Annotated in this window: 16 protein-coding genes; 8 read left to right on the top strand and 8 right to left on the bottom strand. The window is 66.6% G+C overall.

Annotation, left to right across the window (positions count from 1 at the left end):
* Positions 1-103: 103 nt before the first annotated feature.
* Positions 104-994 (top strand): LysR family transcriptional regulator, encoded by an 891-nt coding sequence (locus tag ACWHMB_RS18185; protein WP_187725756.1) that lies wholly within the window; start codon positions 104-106, stop codon positions 992-994.
* Positions 995-1025: 31 nt separating this feature from the next.
* On the opposite strand, the gene ACWHMB_RS18190 is transcribed toward ACWHMB_RS18185, so the two are convergent.
* The gene (locus ACWHMB_RS18190) at positions 1026-1319 is read right to left on the bottom strand and encodes a helix-turn-helix domain-containing protein (protein WP_060784735.1); all 294 of its coding nucleotides are present in this window, start codon (positions 1317-1319) and stop codon (positions 1026-1028) included.
* A gap of 120 nt (positions 1320-1439) precedes the next feature.
* Between ACWHMB_RS18190 and ACWHMB_RS18195 the strand changes: the two genes are divergently transcribed.
* Positions 1440-2075: a substrate-binding domain-containing protein gene (locus tag ACWHMB_RS18195; protein ID WP_060784734.1), complete on the top strand. Its 636-nt coding sequence runs from the start codon at positions 1440-1442 to the stop codon at positions 2073-2075.
* Between the two features lie 24 nt (positions 2076-2099).
* Here the strand turns inward: ACWHMB_RS18195 and ACWHMB_RS18200 are convergent, their stop codons facing one another.
* A complete protein-coding gene (locus ACWHMB_RS18200; RefSeq protein ID WP_324549995.1) occupies positions 2100-3089 on the bottom strand; it encodes a GlxA family transcriptional regulator in 990 nt (329 codons plus the stop codon).
* A 404-nt stretch (positions 3090-3493) separates the two neighbouring features.
* Here ACWHMB_RS18200 and ACWHMB_RS18205 point away from each other — a divergent pair, with 404 nt between their 5' ends.
* Positions 3494-3829, top strand: a complete 336-nt coding sequence (locus tag ACWHMB_RS18205; RefSeq protein ID WP_377480950.1) for an isochorismatase family protein — start codon at positions 3494-3496, stop codon at positions 3827-3829.
* 27 nt (positions 3830-3856) lie between these two features.
* On the opposite strand, the gene ACWHMB_RS18210 is transcribed toward ACWHMB_RS18205, so the two are convergent.
* The 5 genes from ACWHMB_RS18210 to gph form a co-directional block, all read right to left on the bottom strand.
* A complete protein-coding gene (locus ACWHMB_RS18210) occupies positions 3857-5137 on the bottom strand; it encodes a tyrosine-type recombinase/integrase (protein ID WP_060784731.1) in 1281 nt (426 codons plus the stop codon).
* Between the two features lie 262 nt (positions 5138-5399).
* Positions 5400-5852, bottom strand: coding sequence for a GxxExxY protein (locus ACWHMB_RS18215; protein WP_293222880.1), 453 nt, complete (start codon positions 5850-5852; stop codon positions 5400-5402).
* Positions 5849-7348: an anthranilate synthase component I gene (trpE, locus tag ACWHMB_RS18220; protein WP_293222878.1), complete on the bottom strand. Its 1500-nt coding sequence runs from the start codon at positions 7346-7348 to the stop codon at positions 5849-5851. The genes ACWHMB_RS18215 and trpE overlap by 4 nt, the downstream gene beginning before the upstream one ends.
* Positions 7349-7567: 219 nt before the next feature.
* Positions 7568-8533 carry a succinylglutamate desuccinylase gene (locus ACWHMB_RS18225; RefSeq protein WP_447648673.1) on the bottom strand — a complete coding sequence of 322 codons (966 nt, stop codon included), beginning with the start codon at positions 8531-8533 and terminating at the stop codon, positions 7568-7570.
* 16 nt (positions 8534-8549) lie between these two features.
* Positions 8550-9281, bottom strand: coding sequence for a phosphoglycolate phosphatase (gene gph, locus ACWHMB_RS18230; protein WP_377480839.1), 732 nt, complete (start codon positions 9279-9281; stop codon positions 8550-8552).
* On the opposite strand from gph, the gene ACWHMB_RS18235 reads away from it, so the two are divergent.
* Positions 9280-9741, top strand: coding sequence for a DsrE family protein (locus ACWHMB_RS18235; RefSeq protein WP_377480842.1), 462 nt, complete (start codon positions 9280-9282; stop codon positions 9739-9741). The two genes, gph and ACWHMB_RS18235, sit on opposite strands and share 2 nt — an antisense overlap.
* A gap of 649 nt (positions 9742-10390) precedes the next feature.
* Here the strand turns inward: ACWHMB_RS18235 and rpe are convergent.
* A complete protein-coding gene (rpe, locus tag ACWHMB_RS18240) occupies positions 10391-11077 on the bottom strand; it encodes a ribulose-phosphate 3-epimerase (RefSeq protein WP_377480845.1) in 687 nt (228 codons plus the stop codon).
* Between the two features lie 36 nt (positions 11078-11113).
* Between rpe and apaG the strand changes: the two genes are divergently transcribed.
* The 4 genes from apaG (at position 11114) to ACWHMB_RS18260 (ending at position 17700) form a co-directional block, all read left to right on the top strand.
* Positions 11114-11509: a Co2+/Mg2+ efflux protein ApaG gene (gene apaG / locus ACWHMB_RS18245; RefSeq protein ID WP_377480848.1), complete on the top strand. Its 396-nt coding sequence runs from the start codon at positions 11114-11116 to the stop codon at positions 11507-11509.
* Positions 11510-11521: 12 nt separating this feature from the next.
* Positions 11522-13552 (top strand): site-specific recombinase, encoded by a 2031-nt coding sequence (locus ACWHMB_RS18250; protein WP_377480851.1) that lies wholly within the window; start codon positions 11522-11524, stop codon positions 13550-13552.
* A gap of 90 nt (positions 13553-13642) precedes the next feature.
* Positions 13643-16261, top strand: a complete 2619-nt coding sequence (locus tag ACWHMB_RS18255; protein WP_377542702.1) for a hypothetical protein — start codon at positions 13643-13645, stop codon at positions 16259-16261.
* Between the two features lie 176 nt (positions 16262-16437).
* Positions 16438-17700: a cation:proton antiporter gene (locus ACWHMB_RS18260; protein ID WP_377480856.1), complete on the top strand. Its 1263-nt coding sequence runs from the start codon at positions 16438-16440 to the stop codon at positions 17698-17700.
* Positions 17701-17735: the final 35 nt, after the last annotated feature.

Below are 17735 nucleotides of genomic sequence, written 5' to 3' on the forward strand. Positions count from 1 at the left end.
GCATTGATCCTTACAAAAAAATAATCATCTGCTCATCACTCTGTCAGGGGTGACCTGAACAATGGTTAAGCAATTCATGCATTCAATCTTGGGGCACTGATCCATGGAGTTGCGACACCTTCGTTGTTTTGTAGCCCTAGCAGAAGAGTTGCACTTCACCCGAGCGGCGGAGCGCCTGCATATCGAGCAACCCCCGCTGTCCCGAGCCATCAAGGAACTTGAGGATGAGTTAGGAGTGGTGCTCTTCGATCGAAATCGACGTGGAACTCTGCTGACCTCCGCGGGCGTCGCCTTTCTGCAGGACGTTCGCAGATTGTTTACCGTATTGGAACAAGCACGGGAGAACGTCAAAGCGGTAGCAGCGGGCTCACAAGGGAGCCTGCGCATCGCCGTATCCGACGGCGCGATTGATCCTCGGCTGTCGGCGTTCCTGGCCCATTGCCGCGAGGAAGAGCCGGAGATCGAGATTCGCCTGTCCGAAGTGCCCTTGGCCGAGCAAGTGCGAGGACTCCGATCAGGCGACTTCACCATCGGATTTGCGCACGCTGCCGATGTGGGCGAAGGCATCGTGGCCGAAACAATCTGGCAGGATCCGTTGGTGGTCGCGATGCCTCCTAGGCACCCGCTGTTGTCGCACAAGAAGATTCCCCTGCACGAACTCGCCTGCCATCCTCTGGTGCTGTGCAACCCACAGGTATGCGAAGGCTACTGCCGTGAACTGGCCCGGCTCTTGCGGCCGCTGGAACGTGAGCCCAACGTCGCTGAGCAGGTGTCTTCGCTCGACATGATGCTCACCTTGGTTGGCGCAGGCTATGGTGTTGGCTTCACAACCGCGGCCAGGATCGCAGTCAGCCAGCGTCCTGATGTCGTAATCCGTCCCCTGGCCGTTGATTCGGCGGTGATCACCACCTATCTGCTTCGGCCCGATAGCGACGACTTGCCGGAGGCGCTGGAGCGATTTATCGTGCGCCTGCGCGAGCACTCGGGTGACTGAGGGGAGATGCTGCCCTTCGGAACGCTCGACCTCAAGTCTCGGTTGGATTGCGAAGATTGCTTTCCGTTGCCGCGATCAATTCGGCCGCACTGATCTTGAGCGCCATGGAAATTTTAAGTATGAGGGGGAGCGTGGGTACATGCTCGCCACGCTCGATCTTGCCCATGTGCGAGCGCGAAATGCCTGCCAGAGCTGCGAACTCGTCTTGAGCGATTGCTTGAGCGACACGAGCTGCGCGTACGGCCTGCCCAAACGCCATTGCTGGAGCGGACTCATACGTAGACGTGCCAGCGGGACGACCTGGCTGAATAGTGGGCTTCTGCATCAGCAGAAGCGTCGAACAATCCGCGAAAATTAACCACGTTAAAGTTATAGACGTTAAACTTCACTCTATTCAATCCATGTTGGCTGAACCTGATCTGTTTTTTCGCTTTTATAGGCTCACATGCCCACCGTCATCAGCCAACCTCCCCCTCTCAGGCTTGCGATAGCGCCAGGCGTAACGTCATCGAGGCTTTCGGACCTGCTTGCGCTCCAACGCGCCGAAGAGCCAGAGGTCACCATAGCGCTTCTTGAGGTCAGAGGTGACGAGATTCTTGGGGGACTGAAGGATGGCCATTACGACGCAGCGATGTCGCTTCAAGGAGCTACCGATTCGGCTCTCCATACACAACCCTTGTGGATCGAGCACATGGCAGTTGCTATGCCGTTGCGGTCCTCCTTGATGGATCACGCCAAGCTCGCGATCGCCGAGTTGCTGGATCACCCTGTCTTCCGCTGGCAGGCAGAGAGTTGCCCTTTGCTGGATCAGCGGTTGTCTTCACTTCCTGCGGTGAGCCGGCAAAGCACGCAGTACGTGGCTTCCTTCGAGATGCTGGCGCTCAAGGTCGCCGCAGGCTATGGCGTGGGAATCTGTACGCAATCGCGCATCGAGCGTGCTCACGGATGGGGACTCATTATGCGATCGCTCGTCGACGGCCCCTACGAGGTCGTGACGTACCTCCAGCGGCCCTACGTACAAGCCACTCCGGCGACCGAGCGGTTCGAGCGCAGAGCGCTGCAGGTTGCAGCTACGATCTGATAGTGACAGGCAAAGCGGGCGCGATCAGCACACTGTCCTGAACCGGCTGCGGTACTCGGCCGGCGTGGTGCCCAGGGTCCTGCGGAATGCACGGTTGAGCGTGTCAGTGGTATTGAAGCCGCAAGTTGTGGCAATCCGTTCAAGCGGTTCGTCGGTGGTTTCCAACCGATTGCGCGCCATCTCCACGCGCACCGACTCAATGTAAGCGGCCGGCGTCATGTTCAATTCCGTCTTGAAGATGCGGGTCAGTTGCCGATCGCTTAGATGTGCCTGCTCGGCCAGTTCCGCGATGCTCATGGGCTTACCGATGCAGCGCATGATGTAGTGGCGCAGCGCATCCATGCGCCGGGTCTTTGACGCCGGTTCCAGCGAGGCACTGAATTGGCTTTGCCCACTCGGGCGCTTTAGGAACATCACCAGTTGGCGCGCCACGCGCAGCGCCAATCGCTCGCCGAAGTCATCGGCGACCAAAGCCAACGCCAGGTCCAGACAGGCGGTCAGGCCGGCGCCGGTCCAGACATCACGGTCGCGGATGAAGATCGGGTCGGCATCCACCTTGACCTCCGGGTGCTCGTCAGCGAGTTGTTGCGCGGTGGACCAATGTGTGGTGGCACGACGGCCTTCGAGCAGCCCTGCCGCAGCCAGGACATGCGCGCCCACGCATACGGACGCGAGGCGTCGGGTATGGCCTGCAAGCGCCCTCACAGATACCACCACCGAAGGCGCTACGACGGCGCGCACGCGTCGCTGCGCATCGACCTCGACCGCGCCCGGCACCACGAGGGTGTCGATCCTACGGGGGGCGAGGTCGGCGAATGTCGTATCGGGCAGTACACGCACACCGGCCGAAGTCATGACGGGCGCAAGCGTCGCAGCCGCCAACACCACCTCGTAGCCCGTCGGCTCGTCCATCTCGCGCTGAAGAAGTGAGAACACCTCGGCCGGACCGGTCACGTCCAGCAGATAGACGTGCTCGAACAGCACCATGACGATGAGGCGCTTGATGTTTGCCATGCTGCAAGCTCCGTGGGTGCCCGCGCACCGCAATGTCTGAATCTACATGTTAGATGACATTGCCGACATTCCGCTGCGCTTCTAGCATGACGAGGCGGTCATTTCTGATGGCCGGATCCTCCATTTCCCATTCAAGGAAGTACAACCATGAACTCCTCGACCACGCTGCGCCAGCTCAACGGACTGGACCCCACACCGGCCACGTTAGACGGTGCCACCTTGATCCTCGTGGACTACCAGAACACCTACACGCGCGGCGTCATGGAACTGGCCGGCTGGCAGCCGGCGCTGGCTTCGGCATCTGAACTGTTGACCCGGGCGCGCGCCGCCGGCACCAACAGCATCCATGTCGTTCACGATGGTGGAGAGGGCTCGCCCTACGACCTCGCCGCCAAGATCGGCAGATTCATCCCGCCGTCGCGCCGCTGTCCAACGAGCCCGTGGTCGTCAAGACGGCGCCCAATGCATTCGTCGGCACCGATTTGGGCGAGCGCGTTGAGGCGGCCGGTAACAAACAGGTCATCGTCATGGGATTCATGACCCACATGTGCGTGACGTTCACCGCCGAGGGTGCGTTTCTACGCGGCAACCAGCCCACCGTGGTGGCCGATGCCTGCGCGACGCGGGCCATCCGCACGGACGTGGTGAATGTGGAAGCCGCGGCCCTGCATGAGGGCGCTTTGGCGACGATCGCCGATCTCTACGCGGTCGTGGTGCGTTCGGGTACGTCGATCCGATAGAGGCCTCGCCCGGCTAACGCGCTGGCGTCACTCGCGCTCGATAACTCGAAGCAAAGCCGTTCGACGCTTCGACATGGGTCCGAAGGCCCTCGTGACATCTTCAACGCTTTTCTCCGACTTCAATGCGTCGAGGATGTCGGCCCAGTCCTGCATGATCACCTTGCGCGATTCCACGAACTTCGTGTGGTCGTATGGAGCGCGCGAGGAGTCCTTGTTCTTCTTCGAGTGTGCGAGTTGGAGATCGACCCGCTTTTCGGGATACCCAAGCAACCCAAGGATCGTCGTGGCGGTCGAACGGAAGCCATGGGACGAAAACCGCCCGCCATAACCCATGCGCTTGAGTGCTTGATTGAGCGTCGTTGCCGACATCACTTGTCCCGGCTTCCTGTAGCTCGGGAACAATACTTTGCCGCCGCCAGTTAGAGCATGTAGCTCCCTAAGAGCGGCCACCGCCTGCCGTGACAGGGGAACCAAATGGGGGCGTCGCATCTTCATACGCTCGGACGGAATCGACCACATGGCGTTGTCCAGGTCGAACTCTTCCCAGGAGGCCTTGCGCAGTTCTACGGTGCGCACGTAGGTCAAGGCCATCAGCTTGAGGGCGAGGACTGTCGTCTGATAACCCCCTTCGTTGTCCACCCGATTGAGAAAGTCCGGGATCTCTGCCCATGTCAAAGGAGGGTTGTGGCGGACCTGAGGGCGCTTGACCAGTCCCTTGAGCAAGGCGGCAGGATCGAATTCGCAGAGACCTTGGGCAGCCGCATAACTGAAGATTTGCCCACACCACTGGCGAATGAGGATCGCCACAGTCTTCGCGCCACGAGCCGCCACATCCTTGATGATGGGGCGCAGATGTGGAGCCCTGATGCTGCTGATCGGCAACTTGCCAATCCGGGGGAAAACATCCTTCTCAAGGTAGCTGGTGACTTGGTTGGTGTAGTACTCGCTCCAGTGAGCATTGCTGACGATCCACTCCCGAGCAACGGTCTCGAACGTGCGTTCGTATGTGTCGGCCTGGAGGGCGATCGCCGCCTTCTTCTCTACGATGGGGTCGAGTCCCTTCTTGACCAACGCCTTTGCCCGGTCCCGTTCCGCACGGGCCGCCTCCAGCGTGATTTTTGGGTATACCCCGATCGAGTACACCTGTTCAGCGCCGCCCAGCCGGTAGCGGTACCACCAGAGCTTGGAGCCGTTAGGCTGAACGCGCAAAAAGAGGCTGCCTCCGTCCCGGAGTTGGTACACCTTGGGCCTGGGCTGCGCCGTTTCCACTTTGCGCGCCGAGAGAAGATTGAGTGCTGTGAGTGCCATGTGTATAACGCCTCCAAATTGGCCCGTTACACACTCCATTACACACATGAGCACTGGATTTGTCCAGCTTTCAGAATCGCTCGATGGACGATCAACCCTTTAAAAACAAGGACTTAGAGTTTCTCCGTGGAGGTTGATGGAAGCCAGTGGACCTCAATCGTAGTTATCGATCATCAGCAGCTTCATGCCAAGCCCCTTGAACAGCCGGACGCAGAGGACGCAAAGAAATCGCAAAGGACGCAAAAGAAAGACAAAAACAAAGTCATAGCTTGTTCACCAGTCTTTGAATGCCCTTGACGATCGGGAAGGTGTGGAAATTGATCAGCAGGCCCAGCTTGAGGCCGGACAGGCGCAAGTAAGTCAGCAGCTGCGCGCGGTGTGCATCGGTGAAGGCATCCAGCGCCTTCAACTCCACGATGATCGAATCCTCGACGATGAAGTCGGCGCGATAGGCCACGCCCACATCGTGGCCCTTGTAGCTGGCCGCGATCGGCACCTCGCGCTGGCAATGCAAGCCAAGATGATCAAACTCAATCGCCAGCGCGTTGGCATAAGCGCTTTCGAGCAGCCCCACCCCCAGCACGCGCTGCACCTCCACCGCCGCACCAATCACCTCGTGCGAACAGTCGTTCTCGATATTTGGCTGTTCCTTTTGCGTCCTCTGCGAACCTTTTGCGTCCTCTGCGTCCGGCTGTTCGGTATTCGAGCGCATCATTCCAGCCCCTCCTCCACCAGCTCGCTGGCACGCAGCAGGGCGCGCGCCTTGTGCTCGGTTTCGCGCCATTCCATCTCGGGCACGCTGTCGGCCACCACGCCGGCGGCCGCCTGCACGTGCAGCATCTGGTCCTTGACGATGGCGGTGCGGATGGCGATGGCGAGATCCATGTCGCCGGCATAGCTCCAGTAGCCGCAGGCGCCGCCGTAGATGCCGCGCTTGACGGGCTCCAGCTGGTCGATCAGCTCCATGGCATGCACCTTGGGCGCGCCGCTCAGGGTGCCGGCCGGGAAGGTGGCTTTCAGCACGTCCATCGCGCTCACGCCCTCGTTGAGAATGCCCTCGACGTTGCTGACGATGTGCATCACGTGGCTGTAACGCTCGACGGCAAAGGCCTCGGTCACCTTCACGCTGCCCGTCCGGGCGATGCGGCCGATGTCGTTGCGCGCCAGGTCGATCAGCATCACGTGTTCGGCGCGCTCCTTGGGGTCGCTCACCAGTTCCTGCTCGGTGGCCTTGTCGGCCTCGGGCGTGGCGCCGCGCGGGCGTGTGCCGGCCAAGGGACGGATGGTGATCTTGGTGCCTTCGTTGGTGTGCTCCTGGCGCACCAGGATTTCCGGCGACGCGCTGACCACGTGGAAGTCGCCGAAGTCGTAATAGATCATGTACGGCGAGGGGTTGAGCGAGCGCACGGCGCGGTACAGCGACAGGGGCGACTCGGTGTAGCGCTTGCTGATGCGCTGGCCCACCTGCACCTGCATGAAGTCGCCGGCGGCGATCAGGCCCTTGGCGCGCTCGACCGCGGCCAGGTAGTCGGCCTTGGCGAACGGCCGCTCGGCCGGGTAGGCCGGCGTGGGCTTGAGCTGCGGCGCGCTGACCGAGTAGCGCAGTTGCTCGCGCAGGTGCTTCAGGCGCCGCTTGGCGCGCGAATAGGCCTCGGACTGGGCGGGGTCGGCGTAGACGATGAGGTACAGCTTGCCCGACAGGTTGTCGATGACGGCCACTTCCTCGCAGTGCATCAGCAGGATGTCGGGCGTGCCCAGGGTGTCGGGCGGGCAGCTCGCCTCCAGCTTCTTCTCGATGTAGCGCACCGCGTCGTAGCCGAAGTAGCCCGCCAGCCCGCCGCAAAAGCGCGGCAGCCCCGGGCGCAGCGCCACCTTGAAGCGCCGGTGGTAGGCGTCGACGAAGTCCAGCGGGTTGCCGGCGTGGGTCTCCACCACCTGGCCGTCGGTGATGACCTCGGTGCGCGCCGCGTCGCCGAAGCCGCTGGCCCGCACGATGGTGCGCGCCGGCAGGCCGATGAAGCTGTAGCGCCCGAAGCGCTCGCCGCCGATGACCGATTCGAGCAAAAAGCTGTACTTGCCGCCGCCCGGCCCGCCGGCCAGCTTGAGGTACAGCGAGAGCGGGGTTTCGAGGTCCGCCAGCGCCTCGCTCATCAACGGAATGCGGTTGTAGCCCTGGCCGGCCAGGCTCTTGAATTCGAGTTCAGTGATCACGGGTGTCGGGCCTCCGTTGCCCGTGGCAGCGTGCTCTGCCGTTCGTTCTTCCCATTCAGGCACCCGTCGCTGGGGGCCACGCGTGCGCCCCTTGCGGGCGCGAATCTGGCAATGTCAGCAGACTGGCTTGCGCCAAGGCCACGCCCCCTGGGCGGCAAAGCCCAGCAGCGGGTTGACAGTGCGGAGAGCGAACATGAGCCGCAGTGTAGCAAACCCGGCTCAGGCCGCCGGCGCATCAAACTCGGCCAAGTAGAACCACTCCTGGTCCACCTGCGACTCGGGAAACGGAAACAGCACGCAGCCCGCGCGCTCGGCCCGCACGGGGCGGCCGTCGGCGCGCGTGCCCAGCAGCTCGCCGGCGGCCACGGGGTCGAAGCTGCGCCAGTCGCGCGCCAGGGTGTCGCCCGGCGCCTCGCGCAACACCACCTCGCGCAGGCGCGCCACGCGGCCGCCGTGCGGCGCGGGCGCGGGCACCGCGGCCAAGCCCAGGTGGGCCAGCGCGCCCCGGATGGCCTGCGCGGCCACCTCGATCGCCTGCGGGTCGTCGTGAAAACCGCACTCCAGCGTGACGGCGTAGCCGCCCTGGCTGCGCATGTACTCGTTGGTGCCGATGCCGTCGTCGCCCGGCTGCTCGCCACGCGCGCGGGCCGCGCGGTCGTACACCTCCAGCCAGCCCTGCACCACCTGCGGCGCCCCGACGGCGCGCGCCAGCGCCAACTCTTCGGCGGCGCGGGCGAAGGGCTCGCGCGGGCCGGGATTGTCCAGCGGCCCCACCATGGCGAAGGGCGCGCCGGCGGTGTGGAACGAATGCAGGTCCAGCAGCGCGTCGTGCGCGGCCAGCAGCGGCGCCAGCTGGCGCGTGACGCGGTCCTCGTAGTCCTGCGGGTTGGCGCGCGGCACGAAGTGGCGGTTCAGGTTGCGCTCGCCGCCGCGCGTGCCTTGCCGAAACGCCAGCGGGTTGGCCACCGGCACCAGGGTCAGGCGCCCGCGCGCCAGCCGCAAGCGGCCGGCATGCAGGTCGGCGATGGCGCGCGCGATGGCGTGCGCGCCGCAGACTTCGTTGCCATGCACCGCGCCCAGCACGATCAGCGCCGGGCCGGGCGCCAGCGCCGCCCAGCTTTGCCAGTGCAGCTGCTCGGGGTCGGCCGCGGCGCGGCGCAGCAGGTCGGACGGGGAGCGCGTCATGCAGGCCTCGATGCCATCACGCCGACACCCGCGCCAGCGCCGCCGCCAGCTCGGGCAGGCTGTCGAAGCAGCCGTCGGCGTCCACCTCGCCCACCGGCTGGCCGTGGTTGTAGCCGTAGCTGAGCAGGGCCACCGGGCAGCCCGCCGCGCGGGCGGCGGCGGCGTCGTTGCTGGAGTCGCCGATCATCAGCGTGGCGGCCGGCGGCGTGGCCAGCGCGCGGCAGGTCTGCAGCAGGGGCAGCGGGTCGGGCTTCTTGCGCGCAAAGCTGTCGCCGCCGAACACCTGGCTGAAATACCCGTCCAGGCGCTTGGCCGCCAGCAGTGCCTGTGCGTGAACGCGCGGCTTGTTGGTCAGCACCGCCAGCGCCAGGCCGCGCGCGCGCAGTGCCCGCAGGCCGTCGACCACGCCCGGATAAACGCGGCTGTGGCGGCCGTTGATGGGCCCGTAGGCGTCCTGGTACAGCTGCCAGGCGCGATCGAACAGGGCCGGGTCGGCATCGCCCGCCTGCGCCGGCTGCGTGGCCTGCAGCGCCGCCTCGACCAGGTGCTCCGAGCCCTTGCCCACCATGCAGGCGATGGCCGCGCGCGGCAGCGCATCGCGCCCCAGCTGGCGCAGCATGGCCGCCAGCGCCACCTCGAAGTCGCCCAGCGTGTCGACCAGGGTGCCGTCCAGGTCGAGCACGCAGGCGCGCGGTGGATGTGTTAACTTGAAGCTTTGCAGCACAGAGGCACCGGAGAGTCGAGACATGGGCATTCAATTTCGCAAGCTGGCCGCGCGCCGCAACATCCTGGCCGCGGCGCTGGCCACGGCGGGCGCCACGGCCTGGGCGCAGGACAAGAAAAGCGGCAGCGACAAGGTGGTGTACCACATCGACGACGCCGCCCACCAGGCAACCAAGGGCTTGCGCAACATCCGCAACCACCTGGACGTGGCACCCACGACCCAAATCATCGTGGTGACGCACGCCGACGGCGTCGACTTTCTGATGGAAGGCGCCAAGGACGCCAAGAACCCCAACATCGACTACGCCTCGCTGGTCAGCGCCCTGAAGGCGCGCGGCGTGCGCTTCGAGGTGTGCGAGATCACGCTGCGCAACCGCAACCTCAAGAAAGACCAGTTCATCATGGACGCCGACTTCACGCCCTCCGGCGTGGTGCGCATCGGCCAGCTGCAGAACCACGAGGGTTTCGCTTACCTCAAGCCCTGAGGGCGCTGTCTTGCTCCCTCGCCCCTTTGGGGAGAGGGCTGGGGTGAGGGGTTTTTGGGCGTCGGATCGGCTCCCTGTCGTTCGATGTTCGATCGACTCTGCGGTCTTCCGCTGGCCGGGATGTGCGCCCGGCGGCGCCCCTTCTTTTCTTTGCGTCGCCAAAGAAAAGAAGGCAAAAGAAAGGCGACCCCACTGGCCGTGTCCCTGCGCTTCGCTGCGGGCAACCTGCGATGCTCGCGCCTCCCGGCACGGCCAGAGGGGATTTCAAAGCCGGGGCCGAGCGCAGCGATGGCCCGCATCAAAACCCCTGTGGCTGCGCCTGCGGCGCGGTGCTTGCGGGGTGGCGCGTGCACCGCAGGATGCACGCGCTTCGTGCTCTGACTCGCGGGGGTTGTCTGAGCGGAGAGAACGCGGTGAACGCAGCGAGTTCCACCGCGCACCCCGCAAGCGCCGTGACGCAGGTTTGCCCCGAAGCGAAGCGCAGGGGTCGCAGACTTGGGGTCGCCTTTTCTTTGCCTACTTTCTTTTGGCGAAGCAAAAGAAAGTAGGTGCGCCGCCGGGCGCACATCCCGGCCGACAGCGCATCCAACGCCTGCTGCCCCTCACCCCAGCCCTCTCCCCAGAGGGGCTAGGGGCCGGGCAGCGCCCGCTATCGGCCTTGCAGCGCGCGCCGCATCTCGCCGATGACGGCGGCGTAATCGGGCTGGCCGAAGATGGCGCTGCCCGCCACGAAGGTGTCGGCCCCGGCGTCGGCCACTTGGCGGATGTTGGCCGGCTTGATGCCGCCGTCCACCTCCAGGCGAATGTCGCGTCCTGAAGATGAAATACGCTTGCGCGCCGCTTCCACCTTGCGCAAGGCGCTATCGATAAAGGATTGACCGCCAAAACCGGGGTTGACGCTCATGATGAGGATGAGGTCGATCTCGTCGATCAGCCAGTCCAGCACATCGAGCGGCGCGGCCGGGTTGAACACCAGGCCGGCCTGGCAGCCCGCGGCCCGGATGGCCTGCACACTGCGGTGCGGGTGCGCCGTGGCGTCGGGGTGAAAGCTGATCAGGCTGGCACCGGTCTGCGCGAAGGCCTGGGCCAGCGCGTCGACCGGCTGCACCATCATGTGCACGTCCAGCGGCACCGGCGCGCCGGCGGGCGTGCGCGCATGGGCCTTCAGCGCCTGCAGCACCATGGGCCCGAAGGTGAGGTTGGGCACGTAGTGGTTGTCCATCACGTCGAAGTGGATCCAGTCGGCGCCGGCGGCGATGACGTTCTCGACCTCCTCGCCCAGGCGGGCGAAGTCGGCCGACAGGATGGACGGGGCGATGCGGAAGGTGGGGCTCATGGCGGGCGATTGTCGCGCAGGTACCATGGCGCCATCATGGCCCAGTACCAGTTCAGCGTCGAAGCCGCGCCCAGCTTCCTGCCCGACCAATCCGACCCCGAGGCCGGGCTGTACGGCTTTGCCTACACCATCACGGTGCGCAACACGGGCGAGGTGGCGGCGCAACTCGTCTCGCGCCACTGGATCATCCAGGACGGGCGCGGCCACACCGAGGAGGTCAAGGGCCTGGGCGTGGTCGGCCAGCAGCCGCTGCTGCAGCCGGGCGAGGCCTTTCAGTACACCAGCGGCTGCCGCCTGCGCACGGCCAGCGGCACCATGCACGGCAGCTATTTCTGCGTGGCCGAGGACGGCGCGCGCTTCGAGGCGCCGATCCCGCTGTTCGTGCTCGATGCCAACCACGATGCCGGCGAGCGGCCGCGCGTGCTGCACTGAGAGCGGCGCCGGATGAAGACCCGCGCGCCCGACCTGAGCGAGTTGCTGCGCACGCTCGACCCGCACGCGCCGCTGGCCGAGCGCCACCTGTGGCTGATGGGCATGCTGGACTGGGTGCGCGGCAAGCGCGCCGATCCCGAGGCCGCCGCGGCGCGCGTGCGCGAGCTGCTGGACGCCGCCGAGGCCGACCCGCAATGGCTGGTGCTGTGGCGCGAGTGGTGGACCGAATTCTTGACCGAGGTGGACGCCACCTCGCTGCTGGCCGACCTGGGCTTCGCGCCGCGCAACGCCTTCCTGGCCGAGCTGGCCGACCGGCTGCGACGCAAGCTGATCCTGCCCACGCCCGAGACCACCGACCTGCGCGAGCTGTTTCCGCTGCTGTTTCCCTACGAGTTCGACGCCCGCTGGCTGCGCGCGCTGGACGCGCCCACGCTGCAGCGCCTGCGCCGCGTGCTGCTGGGCCCCGAGACGCCCGACAGCGCCCACAACTACGCGCTGCGCACGCTGCTGAACGCGCTGGCGCACGCGCTCAGCCAGATCAGCGCGGCCGGCCAGTCGGCCGAGGTGCGCACGCGCATGGCGCCGCAGGTGCAGCGCGAGCGGCCCTTCGCCAGCCTGCCCATATCCTTCGAGGCGCTGCGCCAGGCGGTGCTGACGCACGGGCGCACCAGCGCGCCGGCGCTGGTGGCGCTGGGCACGCTGCGCGAACAGCTGGACGCCTGCCGCGCCGCGGCCTCCACCGTGTACGAGCACCTGAAGGAGCACGGCATCTCGGTGCACATCGAGTTCCAGCTGCGCCAGCTGCGCCAGCGCATCATCCGCGTCAAGGCGCTGCTGCTGTGCCTGGAAACCGATTCGCCCGCGCAGGCCACGGCGCAGCTGCTGTCGCACCTGGTGCGCGTCAACCGCGACAGCAGCAGCGTCGGCGAGCTGGTGCGCGACAGCACGCAGCTGCTGGCCGCCAAAGTGACCGAGCGCAACGCCGAGACGGGCGAGCACTACATCACCCACGACAAGGGCGAATACCTGCACATGATGGGCGCGGCCGCCGGCGGCGGCGCCGTGATGGCGCTGACCACGCTGAGCAAGCTGGTGATCGTGGGCCTGGGCCTGTCGGCCTTCTGGGGCGGCGTGGCGGCGGGGCTGAACTACGCCGTCTCCTTCGTCGTCATCATGCTGCTGCACTGGACGGTGGCCACCAAGCAGCCGGCCATGACCGCGCCCAGCATGGCCGCCAAGCTGAAGGACCTCAAGTCGCCGCAGGCCTACGAGGACTTCGTCACCGAGGTGGTGCACCTGCTGCGCTCGCAGTTCGTCGCCATCGTCGGCAACGTGGTGATGGTGCTGGTGGTGGCCTACGCGCTGTCCGCCGGCATCCAGGCGCTGGGCTGGGGCGCGCTGGTGGACGACGCGCATGCGCAGCACATCCTCGACGAGCACCACATGCTGGGGCGCACCATTCCGTACGCCATCGTCACCGGCGCGCTGCTGTTCGCCTCCAGCCTCATCGCCGGCTGGGTGGAGAACTGGTTCGTGCTGCACCGGCTGGACTCGGTCATCGCCTATCACCCGCGCATCACCCGGCGGCTGGGCGCCGAGCGCGCGCGCCGCTGGGGCCGCTACTGGGGCGAGAACATCTCCAGCTGGACGGCCAACGTCTCGCTGGGCCTGCTGCTGGGGCTGGTGCCGCCCATCGTCGGCTTCTTCGGCATTCCGGTCGAGGTGCGCCACGTCACCCTGGTGTCGGGCCAGATCGCGGTGGCGGCGCAGCACCTGGGCCCCGGCGTGTGGCAGCAGCCCGCGCTGTGGTGGGCCGCCGGCGGCATCGTGATCACCGGTTTTCTCGACGTCGCGGTCAGTTTTTACCTGGCGTTTCGATTGGCATTGACGGCGCAAAACGTCACCGGCGTCGACCGGCGCCGCCTGTACGCCGCCATGGGCCGGCGCGCGCTGCACCAGCCGCTGTCCTTCATCCTGCCGATCAACGCGCCGGCCGACGCCAGCCCCGCGCCCCCGATTCCCGAGACCCGCGAATCGGGTTAGAACCGATCGGCGCCGCTCCCGATTGATCGGGCACCAGTCGATCGCTATAGTCCGACGCAGGATCAGCAAAAATCCAGCGGAGCGATCCCCATGGTCTCACGCGCTCGAGCTGTTTTCAACGAACCCGGCACTACCGGGCATGTGCACGTCCTGATGGTCGGACTTGCCAGCCTGGGATTGGCGGCCTGCGGCGGCGGCGACCGCGTCACGCCGACGAGGACCTCGGAGCTGGACATCGTTCCAGACCACGTGGAAGTGGCCAGCGGCAACGCCGTCCAAGTCCCGCTCACGCTGCTGGCGGTCAAGAGCTCGGGCAATCGCAGGGTGCGGCTTCGCGTATCGGACCCGGACGTGGCCCAGGTCTCACCCGCCGACTGCATGCTGCCCGCCGGCACCGCGCAGCCAAGCAGTTGCATGGTGACCGTAAGCGGCAAGTCGCTGGGCTCGACCCAGCTCATCGCCGAGTCCGACGGCCTGGCGTCGGACCAGGGCGCCGTCACCGTGCAGCCCGGCAACGGCGTGGGCACGATCGGCATCGCCGACTATGGCAGCCAGCCGACGTTCACCTACTACAAGAGCGCGGCCAACGTCTCGTTTGCGTTCACGGTGCAATTCATGCCCGAGACGGATGGTCAGCGGGTGTACGCCGAAAACCCCATCTCGGTCGAGTTCACCGACACCAGCGGCAAGAAGGTCAGGTACCAGACCAACACGGTGTGCAACGTGACCAGCAGCGCCCCCACCTGCACGGTGGCCGGTTCATTCACGGCGACCGAGGTGCCGGCCGACGGGTTCCTCGTCAGAATGGCCGTCACCGGCGACTGGCAAACACCTGGCAAGGCCTTTGCCGACTTCAACCCCATCGTCATCTCGATGAAGCCGGTGGCCAGCCAGGTACCTGGGCACATCCGGGTGGCTTCGCAAAATGCTTCCAACCAGATCTTCTCGGGCTCCAAGGCACCACTGTTCGTCACCCTGTCGGACAGCAACCTGACCCAAGCGAGCTACACCGTCACGCTCAAAATAGCCAACCCCGCCGACACGAAGTGGGTCCAGTTCTACGACTACCCGGCCGGCATCAATGTCGGCGCGCCCACCCTCACCAGCATCAAGACCTGCGAGCTGGTGGTCGGCAACAGCAACAGCGCCAACCTCAAGAACACGATTTTGGGCTGCGGCTTCAACCTGTGGGCCAACCCGTCGGGCGCCGCGCTCAGCGGCCCCACCGAGGTGCCGATCGAGGTCTCGGTGGAGCGCACGCCCGAAACTGAGCTGCAGCCAGCCGACGCCGCCCTGCCCAAATTCAGTCAACAGACCATCCTGAGCCTGATGCCGCCCTCCGCGGCGAACACGCCCACGCGCACCATCACCTTCAGCAACCACTCCAGCCGCACCGTGGTTTTTGCCGCCAACTCGGGCTCCGCGTCAGCTTATGTTTCACCCACGGCCACCGCCGGCTTGGGCGAGGTGGCGTGCGGAGCCACTGCGCCCACCCAAGCCTGCCCCATTGGATCCACCTGCGTGCAGGGCGGCCAGAATGTCGATGACACCACCCCATACCAGTGCTTCTGGGACGCGCCCGCCTTCGCCAGCAACCCGGTCAAACCTCAGGGCAGCACCACCGCGACCGTTCCCGGCTACGCGGGCGTGACCTCGGGAAGCCAGCAGATCCAGTGGTCGGGCAGCTACTACGCGCTCAACTGCTCCAGCGGCGCCCCCGACGCAGACTGCCCCGCCGCGCCCGGCACGCCTGGCACCTCGCCTCTCAATCCGGCCCAGACCGTGGCCGAGATCACCTACCAACGCAACGCCGTCGACTTTTACGACGTATCGATCATCAATGGCGTGAGCAACGCCCTGGCCCTGGGCCCCAGCGCGAACAGCGGCAAGGTTGCCGGCAGCCCCGTGCCCGGCGGCCCGAGCGGCAGCATCACCACCCCCTACGCCTGTGGCACCGCAGGGTCGGCTCAGGCACAGACCGGCACCGGTGCAAGCGCCTACACCCTGCCGGCCAGCACTTGGACGCTGGTACCCACGGCTGCCAACTTTCCAGCCCCGCCGGCCGACTCCCCCGCGTCCTACTACGCCGTGGTCAGCCCCTCCAACCCCGCCCAGCCCACCGCCTGCAGTGCGCAAGCCGCTTGCCGCGCATCGACGGCGGGCGACACCGTCTGCGGCTGGAACGCCGGCGGGCTGTCGCTGGCGGGCGGCAACCAACGGGTGTGTGGGGCCTTCCAGGGCTGGGCCAGCGCCAACCAGATCTGGGGCTGGAACCAGACGGCGGGCAACGCCGGCAACGCCGTGTTCGGGTTCGGCACGCGCAACGGCAGCGGCGTGACGGTGGGCCAGCTGCAGCTGTGCACCAATCCGGCCGGGACCATCTACAGCACCTACGCCACCGCACCGCCCTCCAGCGACGCCGGCCTGGCCTGCGGCGGCACCGACTGGAATGCCAGCAACATCATCTTCAACCCGTCGACCGCGCCCATCACCCGCCCGGCCGAGTCCCACACCACATCCAACCCCACCTGGATGCAATACGTCTACCCCACGATCGCGTGGTTGAAAATGGCATGCCCGACCTGTTACACCTTTCCCTACGACGATGAATCGTCCACCTTCAATTGCGAGCAGGACTTGAACAGCCAAGGCACCAACACCCTGGACTACACGCTTCAGGTCGATGACCTGAAAAATCACTTTCAGTAAGCCACGTCGGAGGTTGCTGATCGCTTGAACGGCTTTTCCGCCGCCTGTTAGGATCAAGCGACCCTTTCGTTTTCATCTCGTGCGCGCCCTCACCCCGAGTGCAGCCCGCGCCGAGCCCGCCACCCTTGACCGGCGCCCACGCAGCGCGTGCGCCGGCCCGACGAGGACACCGGCCTTTGACCGACCCCTGGATCGCCCCCTGGAACACCGCCGCGGCCTTCGCCCCCGCGTTCAACACCTTCGAATGGGCCGTGCTGGTGGCCGTGGCGGCCCTGGCCGGCCACGTGGTGCAGCGCCTGGCCGGCCTGCCCAAGGTGCTGGGCTATGCGGTGGTGGGCGCGCTGGCCGGGGTGGCCGGGCTGGCCGGCGCCACCTGGCCGCTGCGCGGCGTGGGCCTGTTCCTGCTGGAGCTGGGCATCGCCGTGGTGCTGTTCGAGGCCGGCTCGCGCCTGCCGCTGCGCTGGTTTCGCCACAACCCCATGGTGCTGCTGCAAAGTGTGGCCGAGTCGCTGCTGACCTTTGCCGCCGCCTACGGCGTGCTGCGCGCGCTGGGGCTGGACGCGCCGGTGGTGCGGGCGCTGGCCATCATCGCGGTGGCGGCCTCGCCGGCGGTGCTGATGCGCGTGGTGGCCGATTTGCGCGCCGGCGGGCCGGTGACCGACCGCGCCATCGCCCTGGCCACGCTCAACACCCTGTACGCGCTGACGCTGGGCACCGCCATGCTGCGCACCATCGACCGCGGCGAGGGCACGCTGGCGGCCTCGCTGACCTTCTCGCTCACCGTGCTGGGCATCTCGGCGCTGGTGGGCGCGGTGCTGGCCGCGGTGCTGACGGGGGCGCTGCGCCTGGTGCGGCCGACCAGCCAGGACACCGCCATCGTCATCCTGGCGCTGGTGGCCGCGGCCGTGGCCGCCGCCACGCCACTGGGCGGCTCGGCCCCGCTGGCGGCGCTGCTGGCCGGCCTGGCGCTCAAGCAGGTGCACCCGCGCCCCTGGGTGTGGCCGCGCCAGCTGGGCACGGCCGCCAGCATGCTCAGCATCGTGATGTTCGTGCTGGTGTCGGCCATGGCGGTGCGCGGCGACTGGGGCGCCGCCAGCTTCGGCGCCGCGCTGGCGCTGATCGCCGTGCGCGCCGGCGCCAAGGTGGCCAGCCTGCTGCTGACCGGCTTCGGCACCGGCATGGCGCCGCGGCAGACGCTGTGGGTGGGCGCCGCCATGGTGCCGATGTCGGCGGTGGCGCTGCTGCTGACCTCGCAGTTCGTCAGCGCCTCGCACGGCGTGGGCCAGCAGGTGGCCGCCATCGCGCTGCCGGTGATCCTGATCACCGAGCTGGTGGGCGCCGTGATGGTCAGCGTGGCGCTGGTGCGCTCGGGCGAGGCCGCGCCACCCGAGCGTCGGCGCGAGCCGCCTGCAGAAAGCGGCGAGGAGGAGGGATCATGAGCATGAGGGCAGCACGCGCAGCGGCGCAGCGTGGG

Source organism: Ottowia pentelensis, assembly GCF_964341695.1.

Coding starts and splice junctions, on each gene's coding strand:
- ACWHMB_RS18185 (WP_187725756.1), top strand. CDS start 104: ATGGAGTTGCGACACCTTCGTTGTTTTGTAGCCCTAGCAGAAGAGTTG.
- ACWHMB_RS18190 (WP_060784735.1), bottom strand. CDS start 1,319: ATGCAGAAGCCCACTATTCAGCCAGGTCGTCCCGCTGGCACGTCTACG.
- ACWHMB_RS18195 (WP_060784734.1), top strand. CDS start 1,440: ATGCCCACCGTCATCAGCCAACCTCCCCCTCTCAGGCTTGCGATAGCG.
- ACWHMB_RS18200 (WP_324549995.1), bottom strand. CDS start 3,089: ATGGCAAACATCAAGCGCCTCATCGTCATGGTGCTGTTCGAGCACGTC.
- ACWHMB_RS18210 (WP_060784731.1), bottom strand. CDS start 5,137: ATGGCACTCACAGCACTCAATCTTCTCTCGGCGCGCAAAGTGGAAACG.
- ACWHMB_RS18215 (WP_293222880.1), bottom strand. CDS start 5,852: ATGATGCGCTCGAATACCGAACAGCCGGACGCAGAGGACGCAAAAGGT.
- ACWHMB_RS18225 (WP_447648673.1), bottom strand. CDS start 8,533: ATGACGCGCTCCCCGTCCGACCTGCTGCGCCGCGCCGCGGCCGACCCC.
- ACWHMB_RS18235 (WP_377480842.1), top strand. CDS start 9,280: ATGGGCATTCAATTTCGCAAGCTGGCCGCGCGCCGCAACATCCTGGCC.
- gph (WP_377480839.1), bottom strand. CDS start 9,281: ATGTCTCGACTCTCCGGTGCCTCTGTGCTGCAAAGCTTCAAGTTAACA.
- rpe (WP_377480845.1), bottom strand. CDS start 11,077: ATGAGCCCCACCTTCCGCATCGCCCCGTCCATCCTGTCGGCCGACTTC.
- apaG (WP_377480848.1), top strand. CDS start 11,114: ATGGCCCAGTACCAGTTCAGCGTCGAAGCCGCGCCCAGCTTCCTGCCC.
- ACWHMB_RS18250 (WP_377480851.1), top strand. CDS start 11,522: ATGAAGACCCGCGCGCCCGACCTGAGCGAGTTGCTGCGCACGCTCGAC.
- ACWHMB_RS18255 (WP_377542702.1), top strand. CDS start 13,643: ATGGTCTCACGCGCTCGAGCTGTTTTCAACGAACCCGGCACTACCGGG.